The 19,867-nt window shown below is 53.5% G+C and carries 16 protein-coding genes; 6 read left to right on the top strand and 10 right to left on the bottom strand.

Going from position 1 to position 19,867, the window contains the following annotated elements; all coding sequences use genetic code 11:
- Positions 1–110 precede the first annotated feature (110 nt).
- The 3 genes from J0A68_RS17490 to J0A68_RS17480 all read right to left on the bottom strand — a co-directional run bounded on the left by J0A68_RS17490 (position 111) and on the right by J0A68_RS17480 (position 5,479).
- Positions 111–1,904 (bottom strand): hypothetical protein, encoded by a 1,794-nt coding sequence (locus J0A68_RS17490; protein ID WP_206579523.1) that lies wholly within the window; start codon positions 1,902–1,904, stop codon positions 111–113.
- A gap of 464 nt (positions 1,905–2,368) precedes the next feature.
- Positions 2,369–4,702: a glycoside hydrolase family 95 protein gene (locus J0A68_RS17485; protein ID WP_206579522.1), complete on the bottom strand. Its 2,334-nt coding sequence runs from the start codon at positions 4,700–4,702 to the stop codon at positions 2,369–2,371.
- Positions 4,703–4,906: 204 nt separating this feature from the next.
- Positions 4,907–5,479: a TlpA family protein disulfide reductase gene (locus J0A68_RS17480; protein WP_206579521.1), complete on the bottom strand. Its 573-nt coding sequence runs from the start codon at positions 5,477–5,479 to the stop codon at positions 4,907–4,909.
- Positions 5,480–5,834: 355 nt separating this feature from the next.
- Between J0A68_RS17480 and J0A68_RS17475 the strand changes: the two genes are divergently transcribed.
- Positions 5,835–8,081, top strand: a complete 2,247-nt coding sequence (locus J0A68_RS17475; protein ID WP_206579520.1) for a Tex family protein — start codon at positions 5,835–5,837, stop codon at positions 8,079–8,081.
- Positions 8,082–8,190: 109 nt separating this feature from the next.
- On the opposite strand, the gene J0A68_RS17470 is transcribed toward J0A68_RS17475, so the two are convergent.
- Both J0A68_RS17470 and J0A68_RS17465 read right to left on the bottom strand, forming a co-directional pair.
- On the bottom strand, positions 8,191–8,799 hold the full coding sequence (locus J0A68_RS17470; protein ID WP_206579519.1) for a hypothetical protein: 609 nt from the start codon (positions 8,797–8,799) through the stop codon (positions 8,191–8,193).
- 293 nt (positions 8,800–9,092) lie between these two features.
- Entirely contained in the window at positions 9,093–10,046 is a 954-nt protein-coding gene (locus tag J0A68_RS17465) for a helix-turn-helix transcriptional regulator (RefSeq protein WP_206579518.1), read from the bottom strand.
- Between the two features lie 109 nt (positions 10,047–10,155).
- Here J0A68_RS17465 and J0A68_RS17460 point away from each other — a divergent pair, with 109 nt between their 5' ends.
- The gene (locus J0A68_RS17460; RefSeq protein WP_206579517.1) at positions 10,156–10,641 is read left to right on the top strand and encodes a DinB family protein; all 486 of its coding nucleotides are present in this window, start codon (positions 10,156–10,158) and stop codon (positions 10,639–10,641) included.
- A 145-nt stretch (positions 10,642–10,786) separates the two neighbouring features.
- On the opposite strand, the gene J0A68_RS17455 is transcribed toward J0A68_RS17460, so the two are convergent.
- Positions 10,787–13,537 carry an outer membrane beta-barrel protein gene (locus J0A68_RS17455; protein WP_206579516.1) on the bottom strand — a complete coding sequence of 917 codons (2,751 nt, stop codon included), beginning with the start codon at positions 13,535–13,537 and terminating at the stop codon, positions 10,787–10,789.
- 316 nt (positions 13,538–13,853) lie between these two features.
- Between J0A68_RS17455 and J0A68_RS17450 the strand changes: the two genes are divergently transcribed.
- Complete coding sequence (locus tag J0A68_RS17450; RefSeq protein ID WP_206579515.1) at positions 13,854–14,111, top strand: hypothetical protein; 258 nt, start codon at positions 13,854–13,856, stop codon at positions 14,109–14,111.
- Positions 14,108–14,881 (top strand): helix-turn-helix domain-containing protein, encoded by a 774-nt coding sequence (locus J0A68_RS17445; RefSeq protein ID WP_206579514.1) that lies wholly within the window; start codon positions 14,108–14,110, stop codon positions 14,879–14,881. Before J0A68_RS17450 ends, J0A68_RS17445 begins: the two co-directional genes overlap by 4 nt.
- Here the strand turns inward: J0A68_RS17445 and J0A68_RS17440 are convergent.
- Entirely contained in the window at positions 14,878–15,930 is a 1,053-nt protein-coding gene (locus J0A68_RS17440) for a toll/interleukin-1 receptor domain-containing protein (protein ID WP_206579513.1), read from the bottom strand. The genes J0A68_RS17445 and J0A68_RS17440 overlap by 4 nt on opposite strands.
- A 64-nt stretch (positions 15,931–15,994) precedes the next feature.
- Complete coding sequence (locus J0A68_RS17435; protein ID WP_206579512.1) at positions 15,995–16,756, bottom strand: hypothetical protein; 762 nt, start codon at positions 16,754–16,756, stop codon at positions 15,995–15,997.
- 73 nt (positions 16,757–16,829) lie between these two features.
- On the opposite strand from J0A68_RS17435, the gene J0A68_RS17430 reads away from it, so the two are divergent.
- Positions 16,830–17,441, top strand: coding sequence for a 2OG-Fe(II) oxygenase (locus J0A68_RS17430; RefSeq protein ID WP_317195128.1), 612 nt, complete (start codon positions 16,830–16,832; stop codon positions 17,439–17,441).
- On the opposite strand, the gene J0A68_RS17425 is transcribed toward J0A68_RS17430, so the two are convergent.
- Complete coding sequence (locus J0A68_RS17425; protein WP_206579510.1) at positions 17,438–17,866, bottom strand: DUF2141 domain-containing protein; 429 nt, start codon at positions 17,864–17,866, stop codon at positions 17,438–17,440. The two genes, J0A68_RS17430 and J0A68_RS17425, sit on opposite strands and share 4 nt — an antisense overlap.
- Positions 17,863–18,927: an AMP-binding protein gene (locus J0A68_RS17420; RefSeq protein ID WP_206579509.1), complete on the bottom strand. Its 1,065-nt coding sequence runs from the start codon at positions 18,925–18,927 to the stop codon at positions 17,863–17,865. Before J0A68_RS17420 ends, J0A68_RS17425 begins: the two co-directional genes overlap by 4 nt.
- Before the next feature lie 93 nt (positions 18,928–19,020).
- Here J0A68_RS17420 and J0A68_RS17415 point away from each other — a divergent pair, with 93 nt between their 5' ends.
- Positions 19,021–19,854 carry a 1,4-dihydroxy-2-naphthoyl-CoA synthase gene (locus J0A68_RS17415; protein ID WP_206579508.1) on the top strand — a complete coding sequence of 278 codons (834 nt, stop codon included), beginning with the start codon at positions 19,021–19,023 and terminating at the stop codon, positions 19,852–19,854.
- The last annotated feature ends 13 nt before the right edge of the window (positions 19,855–19,867 follow it).

The raw sequence follows: 19,867 nt of genomic DNA, 5'->3' as shown, positions 1-19,867 counted from the left end.
TTTGTAGAGCGTTACAGGGCTCAGGCGCATAAAAAGTAGTTTTTTCTTTTTGACAGAATATTAAAGGGCTAAGGTAAACTGTCCTGCTTCTAGAGAAGCAGGACAGTTTTTTATGCCAACACAGGCTTTAACGCTTCGATTTCGGCCTTCAACCCATCCAGCTGAAGCTTCATCTTTTCGATGATTTCCTCCGAATCCAGTTGTATTGAATTGACCAAATCCTGATAATAGCTTAGGCCCAGATTCAGGTTTTTGCGGAATTTCTCCAGGTAGGCTTCCTGCTTGGCGGAGGCTTCAGGCAAGAGTTTTTGGAATTCCTTTTTCAGGTAATCAACGTAAAGTTGGGCTTCTTTGACAAAGACGTGCGGGCGATCAGACTCCAGTTTCAGCGTGATTTTCCCATAGATGTGATCGACCATTTCCTTGAGGCTGAAAGTCCCTTTAAAGTAGGCCAAATTCGGCCCCGGACAGATGGTCACGGCATTGAGATTTCTTCTTGGGTTTTCGCCCTGAGCCAAGATCGCCGGAGCGCTCAGCCCTTCGCAGAGGCAGTCTTTTTCCAAAGCCTCATTCAAGTCTTCCTGATTGACTTTCCCTTCTTTGAAAAGCTTGGCTTTGAGGTTTTGGTACTGACGGGAAGCCGTGCAGATGGGCTTTTCGGTAAACTCCGTGCTGAAACCGAGAAACTTCTTGTAGCAAGGGCTGCCCGGACGGCCTTTTTCGATGCGCTCTTTGCGCTGCACTTCCCCGCTGCTGGTGCGCAGGTTGTTGAACGGCACGCCGAGGGGCGAGGCCTGGCTGAGGAAAAAGTCGGACTGCTTGGCGGCAATGATGCGTTGGATGGTCTCTTCGTCCACGGCCGTGGCCTCTGGAACGAGCAGAAAGGGACTACCCCAACCTGTGCCGTCAAGCTGGTAATGGTTTCGGAGAAAACTGTCCTCCCCGGCGGTGCCGATCCCGCCCTGGTAGGTGATCTTGATGGATTCCTTTTCGGGTAAAAGTTGCAATCCCTTTTCCCCCAAAGCCTGATTACAGGACTGGCGGATGGTTTCGATGAGTTCCTTTCGGTTGGATTTGAAGTCTTCGAGGATGGGCCCGGCGAGAAAGCCGTCAGACGCGAAGGCATGACCGCCGCAATTGAGCCCGGATTCGATGCGGAATTCGGATACCCAGAGTCCTTTTTTGGCGAGAAACTTTCCCTGGATCAAGGCCGATCGGTAATCGCTGACCTTGAGGATGATGCGCTTTTTGAGTGTTCCGTTTTCATCCGGGAAAAAGTCCGCAAACTGCTCCGCATAGCTGTAGAGTGCTGGATTCATGCCTGCTGAGAAGACCACGGCTGCATTCAGCTTGCTTTTCGCGAAGCCCCGCAATGCCGAAAGCGCATCAGAAAACTCTCGGGGAAGCACCTGGCCTTCCCGGTCGTAGTTGAGTTTGTCCACCTTGGTCATGATATTCACATCCACGGCACCGGGCTTCAGCAGGGAGAAAATCCGGTTCTTTAGTTCGTCTTTTGCCAATCCCTCGGACTTGAGGTAGTCGGCAAAAAGCACTGCGACCTCACTGTCCTCGGGCAGCAGGACGATGAGCTGGGCGATAGACTGACCAGACTCCCAATCCTCGTTTTTGAGCGCTTCCATCTGGTTTTGGATCAGGTCGTGAAGGAGATCGAGGTAGGCCTGGATACGCTTGGCTCGATGGTCTTCGGCAGTCTCAGGAATGGGGGAAAAGGGCAAGCCAAGCTTTTCGGAGTGGATTTTGCGCATGTCCTCCAGGAGAAAATCATCCATGATGGACACGACGCTGGAGATGCCAAAGCGGGCGACTTTGAGCGGGGTGTCGACCGTGTAGCCGAGGCCCATGACTGGGATATGGAAGGTGTGAAGCGATGGGGATGAGAGCATGGATGCGGGGGTTAATCTAAGCGAAGGCCCAAAAATACCTCGGTCTGCATGGGTGATTTACTGCCCAAAACGTGTCGCTCGGCTGACTTTTGTCAGGGTTTTAGCAGGAGGAAGGACTTTGGGTTTCGTGAAGCGCTTCGCTTGTTTTCACCGCGGAGTCGCGGAGGATCAATGGCCACGAAGATAGGAAGGCGCTAAGATCTGTCGTTTTCAATATTGAGTGATATCCGTGCATCTGTGGCGATTTCAGACGCTTCGCTTGTTTTCACCTCGGAGGCGCGGAGGTCGCGGAGTTTTCGCAGAGAATCAATGGCCACAAAGACTGAAAGGCGCGAAGGATTTGAAAGCTAAGCCTTCCTTGGTGATCTATAGAAAAGTACGGGGAAGGGATGTGAGGACATTGCTAAAAAGCTATGCCTTGACACTCCTTTTCCTCTGTGCTCTCTGTGGTGAAAACTAGCGATTCAAAACTCCATTTCTATGCTTTCGCCGGCTTTCAGAAGCAGGTCGATCTCGGAGCCATCCGCGAAAAGCACGACTTTTTTGCCTTTGTCGGAGTGGACTTTCACGGTTTTCACCTCTCCGTTTTCCCAGGAGAAATCCAGCGTAAAACCGCCTCTGGCCTTCATTCCCTTTACTTCGCCGGAGCGCCAGGCCTTGGGCAGGGCGGGGAGCACACGGATGATGCCCTCTTCGTGGGACTGCAGCAGCATTTCTGCCACGCCAGCGGTGTAGCCGAAGTTTCCGTCGATCTGGAAGGGGGGATGGGCGTCAAAAAGATTGGTGTAGAGGCCGGTTGCAAGCAGCTTTTGGATGTGCTCGTGCGCCATCTCCCCATCCATCAGTCGGGCGGAGAAATTGATCAGCCAAGCGCGAGACCAGCCCGTGCCTGCTCCGCCATTAGCGAGTCGATAGTCGAGGGTCTTTCTCACGGCATCAAATTGGTCTGGGCTGCCTGCCTTGGTGATCGCCGCACCGGGATGAAACGCGTAGAGGTGGGACATATGGCGGTGGCCTTTTTCCGGTTCCTCGTATTCGCGGTCCCATTCCAGGATTCGTCCATCCGAACCCAGTTGCACGCCGGGCCGAAGTTGGGCGAGCTGGCTGCGGACCTTGTCGCTCAGCGTCGAGCGCTTTCCTACCAGTTCGTTGGCTTGGAGGTAGATGCCAAATATGTCGGCAATCAGCTGCTGGTCCATCGCCGCACCCATGGTGGAGGCGGCTTTTACGCCTTTTTCATTGATGAACTGGTTTTCGGGAGAAGTGGAAGGTGCTGAAACCAGCCTGCCATCCCGAGGGTCGATCATCAACCAATCGGAATAGAACTGTGCGATCTGCGTGAAGGCCGGAAGGGCTCTTTCCTCCAGGAATTCCTCGTCTTGGGTGAAAAGGTAGTGCTCCCAATAATGTCTTCCCAGCCAGGCTCCAGCTCCGATCCAGCTGCCCCAATAAGCCGTTCGGGCTTGTAGGAAGGGGATTTTCCAAAGGTCGGTCGTGTGGGGAAGCATGGCTCCCTTCATCTTGAAGTTTTGGGAGGCTGGCTTTTTCCCGTTTTCGATCAGCTCGTCGGTGAAGTCGAAAAGCGGCCCATGCAGCTCGCTGAGGTTGGTTACCTCAGCCGGCCAATAGTTCATCTGCAAGTTGATGTTCAGGTGGTAGTCGGCATTCCAAGGCGCCGAGATGTGCTGATTCCAGAGTCCCTGTAGGTTGGCGGGATTGGTGCCCGGCCGGGAGGAGGAGATGAGCAGGTAGCGTCCAAAGTCGAAGAGCAGCTTCTCCAGATGCAGATCCTGCTGCCCGGCCTTAGCATTGGCGATGCGCTGGTCGGTCGGGGTTTGGTCGGTGCCATTCGGGCCCAGCTTTAGGCTCATTCGGTCAAACCAAGATTGGTATTCCCGCTCATGCGCCTGTCGCAGCTGTCCCCAGCTGCTGAAGGCTATCTCGTCGAGTCTGGCTTCGGCCTTTTTGGCAAAGTCCTTTTCATAGTAGCTCGTCTCGGCGACGAGCTTGAGGTGGATTTCCTTTGCACCACCGACCAGTAGCCCTTCAGGCATTGCCTTGATTTCGCCGTCTTGGTTTTGCGCGAGCAAAAGAACGCGGAATTTCACGCCATTCAGGATGGGGAAAGGCTTGGAGTCGATCTGTCCGCCACGCTGGGTGACCATGCCCCTCATCTCCAGTAGGTTGTCGTTGAGGGCTTTGGATTCCGCCGTCGGATGCTCCTGGTCCATCGGTCTATCCATGCGAATCAGGCCGCGAAAGCCCTCAGGATGGTCGGTTTTGAGCTTGATGAGGATGGCTTGATCCGGAGCGGAGGCAAAGACCTCCTGCATCACCGCGTGTCCCTCGCTCTTAAACTCGGTGAGCGTGATGGCGCTGTGGAGATCGAGGCTGCGCTTATAGTCGGTGACGTTTTCCCAGTCAAAGTCAAACCAGAGGTCGCCCATGGTCTGGTGGGAGCGGGTGACATCCTTGCGTGAAAACTTCAAAACCAGCAGGGAATCGGACTTCTTGTGGTCTCCGGCGATGAGGTATTCACGGATTTGGGCGAGATCGGCCGGGGTGCCGTCCGCCAGATCCCAGTCGTCTGGGCCACCGGGCCACATGGAGTCCTCGTTGAGCTGGATGCGCTCGTGGCCGGGGATGCCGAAGACCATCGCACCGAGTCTGCCGTTTCCGATGGGCAGCGCGTCTTCCCATTTTTCCGCGGGCTGCTGGTACCAAAGGACGGAGTTTTGGGCATGGACAGAAAATACTGCAAAAAATGCCCACAGGACTAAAATGGGAGACTTTTTCATGGGTTACTTGGGAATGCTCCAAGATTACGACAAATCGCCAAGTCAGCCAACCTGTACTGTCAAAAAAAGGAGCCTGTCACATTGAGCGAAGTCGAAATGTGGAGTTATTGATTGGAGTCGCCTTCGATATCCGTGACTCTCGTCACTCCAGTGCTCAGGCTGACCAGATCAAGGCGTTTAGGAATCATAAGGGGGCTGTTTTGCCTAAAGCGACTTCAGAAAAGCACGAAACTCCTCGGTGTTGAAATTGCTCATGCCCTGCTGGTAGAAGACTATTTTTCCGTTTTTGTCTACGACGAGAGTCGTGGGGATGGATTCGCTTTGCAGGCTTTGGTTGAGCCCAAAGCTGGCATGGACGACAGGGAAAGCCCAGGTTTTCCCTTCCATGAAATTCTGGCTTTTGGCGATATCGTTGTCCAGTCCTATCATCAGAAACTCCAGCTCCGGGGTGTCTTTGACAGATTTGTAAAGTTCGGAGATGTGGGGCATTTCGGCGCGGCAGGGGCCGCACCAGGAAGCCCAGAGGTTGATGAAAAGTGTTTTGCCACGGTAATCTTGGAGATTGACCACGTTTCCCTCAAAGTCGCGAAACTGGCCTCGGTAGTCGAATTTTTGGTCTTTCAGATCGGGGATTTCGATTTTGGGCTTCATCAGGCCCGTGGCGAGCAGGACCGACTGCAGACCGCCTTGGATCACGGGCAATAGGCCTGTGAAGTAGAGAAATGCGAAAAAGGCCAAAATCAGGCCCCAGGACTTAAATTCTTTTTTCCAATCCATTCTTAAGGACGAAGTACGATTTACGAAATACGAGGTTTTGGATCACATTTGAGGTTTTGAAAAACCTCGAAGGTTTGAAAGGTAGGCCGCTTAATGAGTAGCGTTTGACCACTGTCAGGCTGAGCGAAGTCGAAGCCCTGTCCTCGACTTCGCGACTCTCGTCGCTCAGGTGCTCGGACTGACACGACACAGCACAATTTTCCAATCTTTCAATTTTCAAATTTTCCAATCCCAGTCCCAATTTTACAATCTATAATCCAGACCCTTAGTGACGCCGATCACAATTTGCGCTTTCCCAATTCCAATGAGACCGTAACTTGCGGCGTTTTGCAAGCATGACAGAATTCCCGAAAATATGAATTACGAGATCAAAATCGCCTCCGAACTGGGCGTGAAACCCCATCAGGTACAGGCTACAGTAGAACTTTTGGACGGAGGGGCGACGGTCCCTTTCATCTCCCGATATAGAAAAGAGGCCACTGGCACCCTGGACGAGGTACAGGTGGCGAGCATCCGTGACCGCATTGAGCAGCTTCGCGAGCTGGACAAGCGCCGAGACGCGATTCTGAAATCCGTGGAAGAACAGGGCAAGATGACCCCTGAGCTGAAGAAAGCCATCGAAGGGGCAGAGACCATGTCCAAGCTGGAAGACATCTACCTGCCCTACAAGCCCAAGCGCAGAACCAAGGCAACCATCGCCCGCGAAAAAGGCTTGGAGCCACTGGCGGAGCGGATTTTTGCGCAAGAGTCCTTTGACCTTCAGGCCGAAGCCGTCCACTATCTGAACGAGGAATTGGAAGTCAAAAGCGTGGAGGAAGCACTCCAAGGCGCCCGCGACATCATCGCCGAGTGGGTCAACGAAAACGCCCTGGTCCGCGAAAAGATGCGCAAGCTCTTCCTCGACGAAGGGACTTTTACTTCCCGCGTGATTCCCGGCAAGGAAAACGAGGCGATCAAATACAAGGACTATTTTGACTGGTCTGAGCCGATCAAGTCCGCACCTTCACACCGCGTCTTGGCGATGCGGAGAGGGGAAAAGGAGCTGTTTCTGATGCTGGACTCCTGTCCAGAGGAGGCTTCCGCTTTGGCTCGAATCGAGAAAGAAGTCATCCAAGACGCGGCAAACTCCGCCGTGGAGCAGGTGAAAATCGCCGTGAAAGACTCGTACAGACGACTGCTCAAGCCGAGCATGGAGACGGAGGTTCGCCTGTTGACCAAGAAGAAAGCCGACGAAGAGGCGATCCGTGTGTTTGCGGAAAACCTGCGCCAGTTGCTCCTGGGGGCGCCTTTGGGCGAAAAGTCCGTGATGGCCATTGACCCGGGTTTCCGGACAGGATGTAAGCTCGTTTGTCTTGGCCCTCAGGGGCAGCTTTTGCACTACGAAGCGATTTTTCCCCACGAACCCCAGCGCCAGACTGCCGTCGCAGGCATGACCGTGAAGGGATTGGTGGAGAAGTTTAGCATCCAGGCCATCGCCATCGGCAACGGCACCGCCGGTCGCGAGACGGAGGCTTTTGTGAAAAACCTGGGTCTTCCCAAGTCGGTCATCGTGACCATGGTCAACGAGTCCGGCGCGTCTATCTATTCCGCTTCGGAAGTGGCGAGAAACGAATTTCCAGACTTGGACCTCACCGTGAGGGGAGCGGTGTCGATCGGCCGCAGACTCATGGATCCGCTGGCGGAACTCGTGAAGATCGACCCCAAGTCCATCGGAGTAGGCCAGTACCAGCATGACGTGGACCAAAATGCGCTGAAAAGTGCTTTGGACGATACAGTGATGTCCGCCGTGAACGGCGTAGGTGTGGAGGTCAACACGGCCTCGAAGGAGCTTTTGACCTATGTGTCCGGCTTAGGGCCAAGCCTGGCTCAAAACATCGTGGACTTCCGTGCGGAAAACGGGCCTTTTTCCTCCCGATCCCAACTCAAGAAAGTGCCTCGTTTGGGCGAAAAGGCCTATGAGCAGGCGGCAGGCTTCCTGAGAATCCGCAACGCCAAGCATCCTCTCGACGGCTCGGCGGTGCACCCCGAGCGCTACGAGCTGGTGGAAAAAATGGCCAAAGACCTCAAGGCCTCCGTGCAGGAGCTGATGGGTTCGGAGGATTTGCGTAGCAAAATCGTCCTGAAAAACTACGTGTCTGAGACCGTCGGCCTGCCCACGCTACAGGATATCGTGGACGAACTCTCCAAGCCGGGGCGAGACCCTCGGGAGACTTTTGAGGTGTTCCAGTTCCAAGATGGGGTCAATTCCATGGCGGATCTGAAGGTCGGCATGAAGCTGCCTGGAGTGGTCACGAACATCACGGCTTTTGGGGCTTTTGTGGATATCGGAGTGCATCAGGACGGTTTGGTTCACCTGAGCCACTTGGCAAATCGCTTTGTGAAAGATCCCAATGAGGTCGTAAGCGTAAGCCAAAAAGTGCAGGTGACGGTGATGGAAGTGGATATTCCGAGAAAGCGGATTGGCCTTAGCATGAAGTCCGATCCTTTTGCGGAGCGGGGCAAAAGTCAAGGCAAGCCCGCCCAGAAATCGCAAAAAGCCGAGGAGCCCCAAGGCACCATGGCCGAAAAGCTGGCGATGCTGAAGGGGAAGTTTGGGAGGTAGTTATTGGATATTGGAAATTTGAAGCCCCAGGTAGCACATGCTGCCTGGGGCTTTTTTGATGAACGTGACGAGGAAAGAGAGCGCTTTCTCTCTCCATTTGGCTAGGGATTTAAAGACACTTGACGTTGGGATTGTATTTCATGAAAATCCCCGCCGGATTGTTTTTCCATACCCAGACATGGAGCTGGTAGTTGTCGAAAGGAAGTGGAACTGGAGCGGGTACTTCGTCAAAGACTTGTACGCCGAAATGGGGTGTATCGTCATTTTCCAGATCCCAAAGCGCGGCCACAATGACATATTCTATCCCTACGAGCTTTAGCTTGCCATGTTTGTCCATCTCATAGAGCAATGCCTCGGGTTGGTCGTAGTCCAGCGCACCATCAATGGCCGGCGGCAAAATGTAGTGAAAGCCCATCCCGCCGTCCGCCGAGGCGACACATTCTGAGCCAAGGATATAGCCATCCTCTAGAGCCACCTCCAAACGGTGGTATTTCGCTGTAGCCGATCTGAGCTTACCCAGCATCTTGGCGGTAGCTCCGTCCATTCTCATGTTTTCGAGAGGGAATGCATCGGGAACCCCCATCGTTTCATCGAGATCCATGCTGGGGTCCAGGGGTTGTTCTTGCTCGCTGCCGTCTGAAAGGCAACCTGTTTGGAAGACTGTCAAAGCCAAAATCAGCAACAGCCCTCCAAGGGAATTTGGAAAGAGATTCTTCATTGTTTTTGGGTTTATTTTAGTTGAAAGAAAACGGGTAAAAATGGTGTAACCCGAGCGGGTACCGATGTCAGTTACACAGCAAAGGAACTGACTGTCTCTTTTCAATCTACCGAATATTGTACTTTTAAGAAAAGTGATTGGTACTTTTTCAAGTTGTTTGTTTCTCGGAAAATACTAAAAAGTGCAATGCAGGGCTTGAAGAGCAGTTTGGGTGTAGGAAGCTGGCTATGCCATGCGCGGCTTTTTGAGGGTGGGGAAAAGACTGATTTCGCGTTTGGTTGCTGCCTTTTGTCTCAGCCTTGCGAGTTAGACCGAATCTCTTCCGCCAGTATTTTCATTCTTTCCTTGGCCTCGAAAGGGGCTAGGATGCGGACCTGGTCGGCTAGGCACACCAGCCAGCGTACGAAGCCCTCCAAGTGGGAAGTCATAAAAGTCATTTCTACATGGTCGTCCATTCGTTTTTCCATCACGAAACCTTGGTTATACTTCTGCTCGCGCAGGTACTTTTCCGTGGGAAAGGGCACCGCCAAGACGATCTGCAGCAGATTTTCCGAGGCGCGGACTTTGTCGATGTATTCCTTCAAGGTAGGGTGTCCTGTGGGACTGTAGCTTTCCTCCAGTACCCTGAGCCGCTGGATGCGGTCTAGACGAAAGGTGCGATAGTCCCGCCGCAGGCGGCACCAGGCGATCATATACCACTGCTCAAAAGCGTAATATACGCCTACCGATTCTACCGTTCGCGTGCTGGTCTTTTCCTCATCAAAGGTCGTGTATTCCATCTCCAGCAGTTTTTTGGCGCCCAGCGCATCGAGGATCAGACGCAAGTGTTCGTCCTTGCCCTTGAGCTGGAGTTGGTTGCGGTTGCGGAATACTGCTACCAGGGGTGAAAGCTGGTCTATCCGATCTTTTTCCGAACTGCGAAGGACAGACTTGATCTTGAGCATGGCCGAGTGGAAATGATCCGAACTGCTGCGGTCGGAGAGCTTTTCGAAGATTTTCTCAGCCACGACCATCGCTTGTGCCTCCTCTTGGGTGAACATCACCGGCGGAAGGCGGTAGCCCTCGACCAGGGAATAGCCCTGTCCCGCCTCGCCGATGACCGGGACGCCCGCCTCTTCCAAGGCCCGCACATCCCGATAGACCGTCCGTAGACTGATAGAAAACCGGTCGGCGATCTCTTGGGCTTTGGTGACTCGCTTGGATTGTAGTTGGGTAAGGATGGCCGTGAGGCGGTCGATCCGGTTCATGCGTTTGATTTTTTATAAAAAGTGAAAAATACGAAAAGCCTGCTGACATAGGGCTGTCACTCGGCGGCTGTTTCTTTGGGTCAATATCTAACCTAAACCAAAAAAAAACATGGAAACCCAAGTGAAAAACGAAACGCTGATCTCCAAAGAACAACTGCTTGCCCACTGGCAAGGACATCGGGCGCTGACCCGAAGAACGATTGAGGCCTTTCCCGAAAAAGATCTTTTTTCTTTCAGCATCGGAGGCATGCGGACTTTTGGAGTCCTGGTCGCGGAGCTGCTTGCCATCGCCGGGCCGGGAGTGGTGGGGCTGGCTACGGACGAGTGGAAAGAGCTGGACGAGCGTGATCAAGCCCAAGGCAACAAGGCCAAGCTGCTGGAGCTTTGGGATCAGACCACCGAGCAGATCAACGAATACTGGGCGCAAATTCCCGAAGGACGGTTCCAGGAAAAGTTGGTGGCTTTCGGCCAATACGAAGATCAGGGATACTGCACCTTATTGTATTTCATCGACAATGAAGTACACCATCGCGGGCAGGGCTATGTGTATCTGAGGGCTTTGGGGATCGCACCGCCGGCTTTTTGGGAAAGATAGATTCCCTAGGCAGTGATCAGTCACAGTTTGGTCAGAAAGTGTGAGTAGTAAGTCGCGAGTAGTCTGGCACACACCACTCACGACTTACTACTCACATCCACTACTTAGGAGCGGCTGCTGCAGACTGCCTACTTCACACTGGAGATCAGTTGTTTTGGTACATCTGATTGTATTTGTCCTCGTCCATGCCCTTGCTGAATCGGCGCAGGTTGTAGGTGAAGGACAGCATGACGTACTGCTGGAGGACGTTGGTCTGGACGTCTTCGATGTAGGTCTCGGCGATGTTTCTGCGGACGTTGGCATTTTGGCCGAGCAGGTCATAGACCATCAGGCTGACTTCGCCCCGCTGGTTGCCAAAGACCTTTTTGCCCAAGCTCATGTTGACCAGGGAAAAGTTGTTGTCATAGCCTTCGGAGAGCCCGGAGTTGATCTGGTGGTTGAGGTCGAGTCGGTACACAAATCCCGCCCAGAAGATCCAGTTGAAGTTCACGCGAAAACGCTGCTGGAAGAAGTGGTTGTTGAGGCTTGGGTTGACGGTGTTTTCCACGTCGTTGAATGAAGATCTCGACCAGATGTTGAAGTCGATCTGATCGCTGATGCTGGAGTTGACGGAGAAGCCGGTCACGATGCGCTGGGAATTGTTGAAGCCGACCGCATCATTCACCAAGCTGGGCAGTTTGGACACCCCGCCGCCTAGGTTGACGTTCAGTTTGGACTTGATGAAGTCCAGGGGCATGCCGTAGTTCATCCAGGACCTGAATTCGAAATACCCGTCCAGGTTGACTGGTTTGTTGAGCTGGGAGCCTTTTTCGAGGATGATCCCGTCTTGGATTTCGGTGGGCTCTTGGGCGATGAAAGAGCTGTTGGTGATGTAGTTGTCGACCACGCTTGCCTGGGCGTACACAAACCAGCTTTTGTCGGTGTCGGGATTGTTGCTTCTCAGCCTCATTCTCCACTGGTTTCGGTAGGACTGGTCGAGCTCTGGGTTTCCCGTGCGCAGCTGCAGGGGATTGGAGTTGTCGATCACCGATTGCAGTTGGCTGATGTGCGGTTCGTTGGTCTGCGTGTCGTAGTCCAGCTGGATGTTGGTGTTGGGCGAAAACTTATACTCCATCCTCACCGTAGGCAGGATGCTGTTGAAGTTTCTGCTCAGCTCAAATGGCTCCGGAAATTCCTGGGAATTGTCCAGCTGGGCGTCTTGGTACTGGACTTCCGCCTGTACCTTGAGTTTTTCGGCACTGTATTGATAGCCTACCTCCAGCTCCTGGGTGAGATACTCGCTTTGGAAGGTATTGCTCAGAGCCGTGTCCAGGTAAAGGGTGCCTGTCTCAAAGTCCCCGCCCTCGACGTCAAAGGTCAGTTTGTCGGAGTCGTTGCCTCGGTTGCCGATTTCATATTCGATCTCCATCTGGCCTCTTTTGCCCAAAGCCTCGGTGTAGGAAATGCCCGTCTCCCAGGAGTCTCCCGTACGCTCGCGGGTGGTGCGCTGGTCCAGGTTTTCATTTCTCACCCCGTCAGACTCGTAGTAGGTGTTTCTCGCTTTGCGGTCAGATTCGTCGATGTTCAGGTTGTTGGCAAAGTTGGCCCGGAGCGTGAGCGTACGGCCAGGCTTGTCAAACTTGTGGCTGTAGAGTAGGCGGTTGAACAGGTCGTAGTCCTTGTAGTAGCCGGTCTTGAGGTTGTCCACCTCGTTGATCAGGCCCGAGCCGTCCTCGGTCTGGCCGGTGAAAGCTGAGCGCTCCGTCTCGAAGCGGGCCGAAAATCGGGGGATGTACAGGATTCTGTTTTTGTCGTCGATGTTGTAGTCCAGACGAAGGTGGGCCTGGTGCTGGTCGTTGCTGCGAAAGTCGGTGGCAGTCTCGGTGTAAAACTGGCTGGACTCGTCCGTGGTCACGAAGTCGCGGAACCTGTTGACCACACCTACGTTTTCCCGCTTGGAAAAGACATAGCTTCCGGTGACCTTGATTTTTTCACCCCAGAGATCGGTGTAGTTCAGTCCCAGGATGTTGGTGGTGATGATGCCTTCTTGGGGGTTGGAGTTGTCCTGGGAATTGGGGTCGCTCGAGTAGTTGAGCATGTTGATGTTGTTGGTCAGGCCGGTAAAGGTGATGCGTCTATCCTCGTCAAAGGCGTTGATGCTGGCGCCGGCCATGTAGCGCTCGTCGGTTCCATATCCCGCGGTCGCCTTGCCAAACTGGCCCTTGCGGCGGTTGGGTTTGGTGATGATGTTAATGGTCTTGAGTCGTTGCCCGTCGTCAAATCCGCTGAGCTGGGCTTTTTCGCTTTTTTGGTCAAAGATCTCGATGCTCTGGATCACTTCCGCAGGGAGATTTTGCAGGGCAGTTTTGACGTCCGTGCCAAAGAAGGGCTTCCCGTCCACGAGGATTTGGGCGATGCTTTCGCCCTGGGCTTGGAGGGTTCCGTTGTCAGAGACCACGCCGGGGAGTTTTTCGATCAGCACCTGTGCGCTGGCGTCCTTCATGGTCTTGAAGGCGTCGGCATTGTACATCGTCGTGTCGCTCTTCTGGGTGCCGCTCGATCGCCTGGCAGCCACGACCACCTCGCTCAGTGCAGTGGCTTCCTCACCTATGCCCAAAGTGCCGATGTCCAAGTCCCCTGTGATGTGGATACTTTTGAAGGCGCTCTGGTACCCCAGGTATTGGATTTTGAGGATAAAATCTCCCTCAGAAGAGGTGGTAAGTTCAAAATTGCCCTCGGGGTCGGAGATCACGCCGGCGACCTGCGCGGAGTCGGCTACGGAAAGCAAAAGGACATTGGCGTAGGGAATCCCCTGTTGGTTGCCGGTGTCCTGTACTTTTCCCCTCACGGTGTAGGTCTGGGAAAAAGCGCCACACAGGCCTGACAAAAAGAGTGCAAGGGATAATAGGTATTTCATGGTTTATTGCGGTTTCTCGTGTTTCTACTCCGGGATTCTTGGGTAGTCTGGAGAGCGGATATAGTAGCCTACAAAGGAAGCCAGATAAAAGAAGGATGTCAGGTGAGAATTAGTTGAGCGGTAATAAAACCGAATAAGCAGTGGATCTTGGAAAAAAAATCCGGATTCTCCATCCTGATGTCCGTTGATTTATAGCGTGTTGCGAGACTGGGTGGAAAACTGACAGAAATCGTCGGAAAGGATGTTTATTTTTTGATCATCGATATGTTTATAAAAACAACATTTCTAACTTAGCTGGCGTAAATCTGAAACAGCTATGGAACACGCCGAAAAAATCAGCATCACGACCAAGACCCTTGCGTCGGGCAATTGCCAGGTCAAGTTTTTTGTAGAAGATCAGCAAAGACCGCAGTACGGCTACCTGCTCGTCACTGAGCCCAAGCCGGTCGGAGACATCATCGAGGAGATCAAAAACAGGCTGGAGCAGCGGAGGATGGACGCGATGAACCTCAATCCATTTTTTCCGGTAGCGCCCACTTCCGATGACCATAATTTTTACCTCTTTTCGGCATGAGCTTTCTGTCCTCCAACCTCCGTTTTTTGCGCAAGCAAAAGGCCATCACCCAAAACGATCTAGCCGAGCAGCTGGACGTGCAGCGGACGATGATCTCGGCCTATGAAGACGGACGCTCCGAGCCCAAGCTGGCCACGCTGCAAAAGCTCTGCGAAATCCTGGATGTGGGCGTCGAGGAGCTGCTGGAGCACGATATCGAGTCAAAGGGAAGGAAGGCTGTCCAGAAACGTGGAATCAGCATCCTGACCATCGCGGCAGACGAGTCGGATCGCGAGAATATTACCCTGGTGGGACAGAAGGCTTCGGCTGGGTATCTGAACGGTTTTGCGGATCCCGAGTACATGGAGACTCTGCCGCAGTTTCACCTGCCCCAGTTGTCCCGGCAGGCTACCTATCGGGCTTTTGAGCTCTCTGGTGACTCCATGCTGCCACTCGTGCCAGGGACGGTCGTGATAGGAGCCTACGTGGAGCAGCTGAGGGAGATCAAAAGTGGAAAAACTTACGTGCTGGTCACCCAGACCGAGGGTGTGGTGTACAAGCGGGTGTTTAACTACCTGGAGGAAAACGGGAAACTTTTCCTGGTCTCTGACAACGATCACTACAAGCCCTATGAGGTGCGAGGCGAGGACGTGTTGGAGATTTGGGAGGCCAAAGCTTTTATCAGTACCGACTTTCCCAATCCGGGGGATAAGAAAAAGCCGCTTACGCTGGATGATCTGGGAGAAATGATCCGCGATATCCACGCAGACCTGAGAAAGATCCGGGGTTAGTATTTGGCCAGTTCCACCTGCGCCGAGACTCCCGATGCCGGGAAATAGATCGTCCCGGCCCAGCTTTGTCCCGAGTTTTGCGTGCTCATGGATATCGTGCCGGAGACTGCCGTGGCGGTACTGTAATAGTCCATCTCCAAAAACTCTCCGTCCAGCAGCCCCTTGCCTTCTCCGGTTCTTTGGTTGAGCAGGTCGTACTCATAGTAGGCAACGCTTGCCCCGTTTTGGCTGAAGGCGAAGACACTTACTTTTTGGCCATTCAGGTAGAGCGACCATTCACCGGCCAGGTCAAAGTCGTAGTCTTCGCCAGTCTGCGTATCGCTTTCCTGCAAATCAGGCGGACTTGCGGGGTTGGTGGCAGCTCCTGAGCCGTCGGTAGGTGTTTCAGCGGATAGCGTGTTGGTGTCTTCGATTGGGTAGGTGTCAGTGTCGGGATCCGAGCACATAGCGATCAAGACCGAGAAAGCGACCACACCTCCCAATATCCACAGGTAGTTTTTTACCAGCCAACTTTTGGGCTGGGGATCTGGTGTGGGGAAGGGCGCGGGGTTCGGCTTGGGTTGGGGTTTGGGTTCCGGCTTTTTGGCTATGATTTTCTCCAGCACTTTGGTCAGCTCCCCCACGTCATAGTTCCATCGGGAGCTGGAGAGTTCTTGGGCATGCTTGAGGGAAAGCTCCTTCAAGTCACTGGGCAGGTCTTCCCGTCCCGGCATCTCGGCACCATTGACCAAGATGGGTATGACGCGCAGTTCCCTTCTGAGTGCCTCTGCGATTTCCTTGCGGACCCAGTCGTCCTCTTTTTGGAGGCGGAGCACTCCCTTGGAGTCGGCGACTTTCAGCCAGTGTGGGCCGATCATGGCCAGGAGGACCTTGCTTTCCCCGAGGGCCTTGGCGATGGATTGGTCAAAATTCAGCCCAGCTTCCAAGGTCTCCACATCGTAGAAGATGTTTTCCTGGCCAAAGACCTGTTCAAGCTTGTCCTTGAGTCTGCCAGACTCCCCCGAAGTGTCCTCCCTTCGGTAGCTGATAAAAATTTTTCCGTTTGCCATAAAAAAAAACTGATTTCTCCTTTTAATGTAGCGAAATCAGGTTTCAAATACAATTATTTGGTTTTCAGTCAGAAACCAAATCTTCGAAGCCGGCTTTGATTTTGCCAACGGCATCGAAGGAAGGATCGATGTTGACCACGCCCTTGCCCAGCTCGTGCCAGTAGCCGTCCCCACAGTCGATGTAGGCGCCGCGCTTTTTGCCTGCTTCTTCCTTGGCCATTTCATAGTGGTAGTCCGGCGTGAAGACCAGTTTCATGAGCTGTATGGCGTACTCCCAGTTGATGGTGCGGGAGGTTCCGTTTTTCTCAAAAATCACTTGCCGATTGGAAAAGTGCACGGTGACACTGCAGTCGGTGGTCTGCTCGTTGTCGACGAGGCGATAGTTGACCTTGAGCGGCGCTTCTTTTTTCACGGTCTCATAGATCGCCTGGATCAGGTCCTGCGCCATGAGCTGCCATTCTTCCTGGTTGGCGGGGATTTTTACGCCCTCGTCCTTTCCCTTCTCGATGGGGGACACGGTGATGCCGCCTTCTTCGATGTCCTTGTTGGTCCAGCGGCTTTTGTCATAGAGCTGCTGCAGGGGCTTGATCCAGACGGAGTCCAGCGCCCCCTTGTGGCTGTAGTCGTCGTTGGGAGTGAAGCCTTCGTCGAGGATTTCCTCTTCGCTCAGCTCTTCCCGCTCGGTGTAGTGGAGGTCCAGCGCGACGCTGAGCGAGCCTTTGGTCCAGTCCATGGCAAGGCGAAAAACATGGCTGTAGGGAGGAGGGACGATCCCTGAGTCGTATTCGAGCACCAGGCCGGTATAGCTGCTTTTTGAAGAATTCATCGTTTTTGCTTTGCGCAAAAGTATGGTTTTTCGCCCAATTAAGTGGTTATTTTGCAGCCTAAACCCCATTCCCGTGGAAGAACTTCTGGATCATATTTCGGCGGAGATTTACCAAAAATCCTATGTCGTCGTCGATGGCTTTGTCGACGAGGAGTTTCGAAAAGCCCTCCTGGAAGAGCAGATAGCGCTGCTCAACCAAGGCAAATTCCGGCATGCCGCCGTGGGTGTGGGGGAGAAAAAGCAGATCCGTACCGAGATCCGCAACGACCAGGTGCTCTGGATGGACGCCGAGGATTTGAGTCCACTACAAGCCGAATACTGGGAAAAAGTTGAGGGAGTGCGCCAGGCGGTAAACCAGCGTTGTTTTCTGGGTTTGCGCTCTTTTGAAAGCCACTTTGCGAGGTATCCCATTGGGTCATTTTATGTGCGGCACCTAGACCAGTTTCAGGCTGTGCCGCATCGCCTGGTGACGGTGATTCTATACTTGAATGACTCCTGGACACCGGCCGATGGAGGTGCGTTGCGCATGTACCTGCCGCAGGAAGACGGCTCGGAATTGGTCGAGGATATTTTGCCCTTGGGTGGCAGGCTGGTGGTCTTCCTCAGCGGAGAAATCCCCCATGAAGTCTTGCCGACCAACAAGGAGCGCATCAGCATCACGGGTTGGCTCCGCAATATCGACTAGCGCAGCTTAATCTGAATGGTTTTGGGCTTTCCGTCCAGGGCTACCGCGGCGCTCTCAAAGCTGGGTGGGCTGAAGTAGATTCTCGGATTGTTGGAAAAGCCGTACTTCTCAGTCGGTATGCCAAGGAAATTGGTGGCCATTTTTTCATCGCCGTCCTCGTCGTGGAGCACTGTGAACGCATACTTGCCGGGAGGCAGGTTCGAAAGCGTGAGCTCGGCTTTTCCGTTTTGGGGCGAAAGGGCAAACTTGCGAAAGGCCTTGTCAACTTGATCTGGAAACCCCTCCTCCTGATCAAAGACCAAAACCAGTATTTTACCACGGTCGGAGCGGGTTTCCCCAATCTGGACATGCAAGTCCGAAGCCTGGTTTTGGCTGGTATGAAGCCCTGAAAGCAGCAGGGAAAAGAGGAGTGTCAAAAATGTCATAGGCCTTCGAAGCTAAGTCTGCGGTTGACTTTTCCGCTGGCGGTTTCCGCAAAAGCCAAGCGGAAAAGGATTTTTTTTGGCACTTCGTATTTACCCAAAACTGCCTCCAATTGTTTGAGCAATGCCGCTGATTTCTCTTTGTTTTCCGGGCTTTCCAGTACCAAAACGAGTCGTTCTCCCAGCTTTTCGTCTTTTTCTCCGATAAAGAAAAAGCGCGAACCCGGAAAAAGAGCCTGAACAGCAGCTTCGGCTTTTCCCTCCAGCAGCTCGGGATGGAGCTTGATCCCGCCCGAGTTGACCACAAAGTCCGCCCGACCCAGCCAGCGGAAGCTGGTGCGCGAAATGAGCTCTACCAGGTCGTTGGTTTGGATTGGGTGCGCCCCGCTCATGGGCGATTTGACCCAAAGTGCTTCCCGTTCGTCTTGGCCGATTTCTACGCCGGGAAGCGTTTGGTAGACAAGTGATTCATCCGTGATTTTCGCCAGAGCAACGTGCGAGACCGTCTCGGTCATGCCGTAGGTTTGCCAGGCGCGGATCTGATTTTTCAACAGCTGCTTTTTTAGTGTTTCGGAAATCGGCGCGCCGCCGATGATTAGATTTTCGACCTGCTGGAGGACTTCGAGAGACTTAGGACTTTTCATCGATTTTTCTACTTGAAGCGGAACCATTGCTACGAAATCGGGGATAAAGTCAAGGCCTTCCAAAGGATTTCCGCTCGGCTCAACCAGCCAGATCGGACAGTCCCAGACCATCGCGCGCACTAGCATCATCTTGCCGGCAATGTACTCCGGACTGAGGCAGCAAAGTAGTCGGCTTTCCGTGTGGGTTTGGAAAAAATCCCCTGTCGCTGCGGCGCTGGCCTGCATTTGTTCGCGGGTCAGTTCGATCTTTTTGGGGATGCCGGTGGAGCCGGAAGTCTGCTGGATAAAGTTTTTCTGCCCCGAAAGCCAGGCTTTGCAAAAGTCCAGCGCGGCTTTTTCCATCTCCGAAAAGCCGGAAAAGTCTCCTTCAAAGTCGATGGGCTGGGCGAAAATCTGGTTTGCGATATGAAGCTGAAACATGGAAAAGGCGCGGGTTGGGGCTGGTTTTGGGTCAAATCTCAGGCGAGGCTGCTATCTTGCACAAAAATCGGATTTTTAACCAAAACGAAAATCATGGAGTGGATTACTACCAAGGAATACGAAGATATCACCTATAAAAAATGCAATGGCGTGGCCCGCATCGCCTTCAACCGACCCGAGGTGCGCAACGCCTTTCGTCCAAAGACGACCGCCGAACTGTATGATGCCTTCTACGATGCGCAGGAGGATACCTCGATCGGCGTGGTGCTGCTGAGTGGGGAGGGGCCTTCGCCGAAGGACGGCGGTTGGGCTTTCTGCTCCGGCGGCGACCAAAAGGCACGTGGAAACCAAGGATACGTAGGTGAGGACGGCTACCATCGCCTGAATATCCTGGAGGTGCAGCGCTTGATCCGCTTTATGCCAAAGGTAGTGATTGCGGTTGTGCCCGGTTGGGCAGTGGGCGGCGGACACAGCCTTCACGTGGTCTGTGATATGACGCTGGCGAGCAAGGAGCACGCGATCTTCAAGCAGACAGATGCGGACGTGACCAGCTTCGACGGCGGCTATGGTTCGGCCTATCTCGCCAAGATGGTGGGGCAGAAGAAAGCGCGAGAGATCTTCTTTTTGGGAAGAAACTACTCCGCGCAAGAGGCCTTCGAAATGGGAATGGTCAATGCCGTGATCCCGCACGCAGAGCTGGAAGATACAGCCTATCAATGGGCTCAAGAGATCTTGGCCAAATCGCCAACCTCGATCAAAATGCTGAAGTTTGCCATGAACCTGACCGACGACGGGATGGTGGGGCAGCAGGTTTTCGCCGGAGAAGCGACGCGACTGGCCTATGGAACCGAGGAAGCAGTGGAAGGTAGAAATGCCTTTCTGGAAAAGCGCAAGCCGGACTTCAGCAAGGTGAAGTGGATACCTTAAAGTAAAGTCAGAC

The organism is Algoriphagus oliviformis (genome assembly GCF_017254915.1).
Classification (GTDB): domain Bacteria; phylum Bacteroidota; class Bacteroidia; order Cytophagales; family Cyclobacteriaceae; genus Algoriphagus; species Algoriphagus oliviformis.
This window is presented reverse-complemented; position numbering and strand designations above follow the sequence as displayed.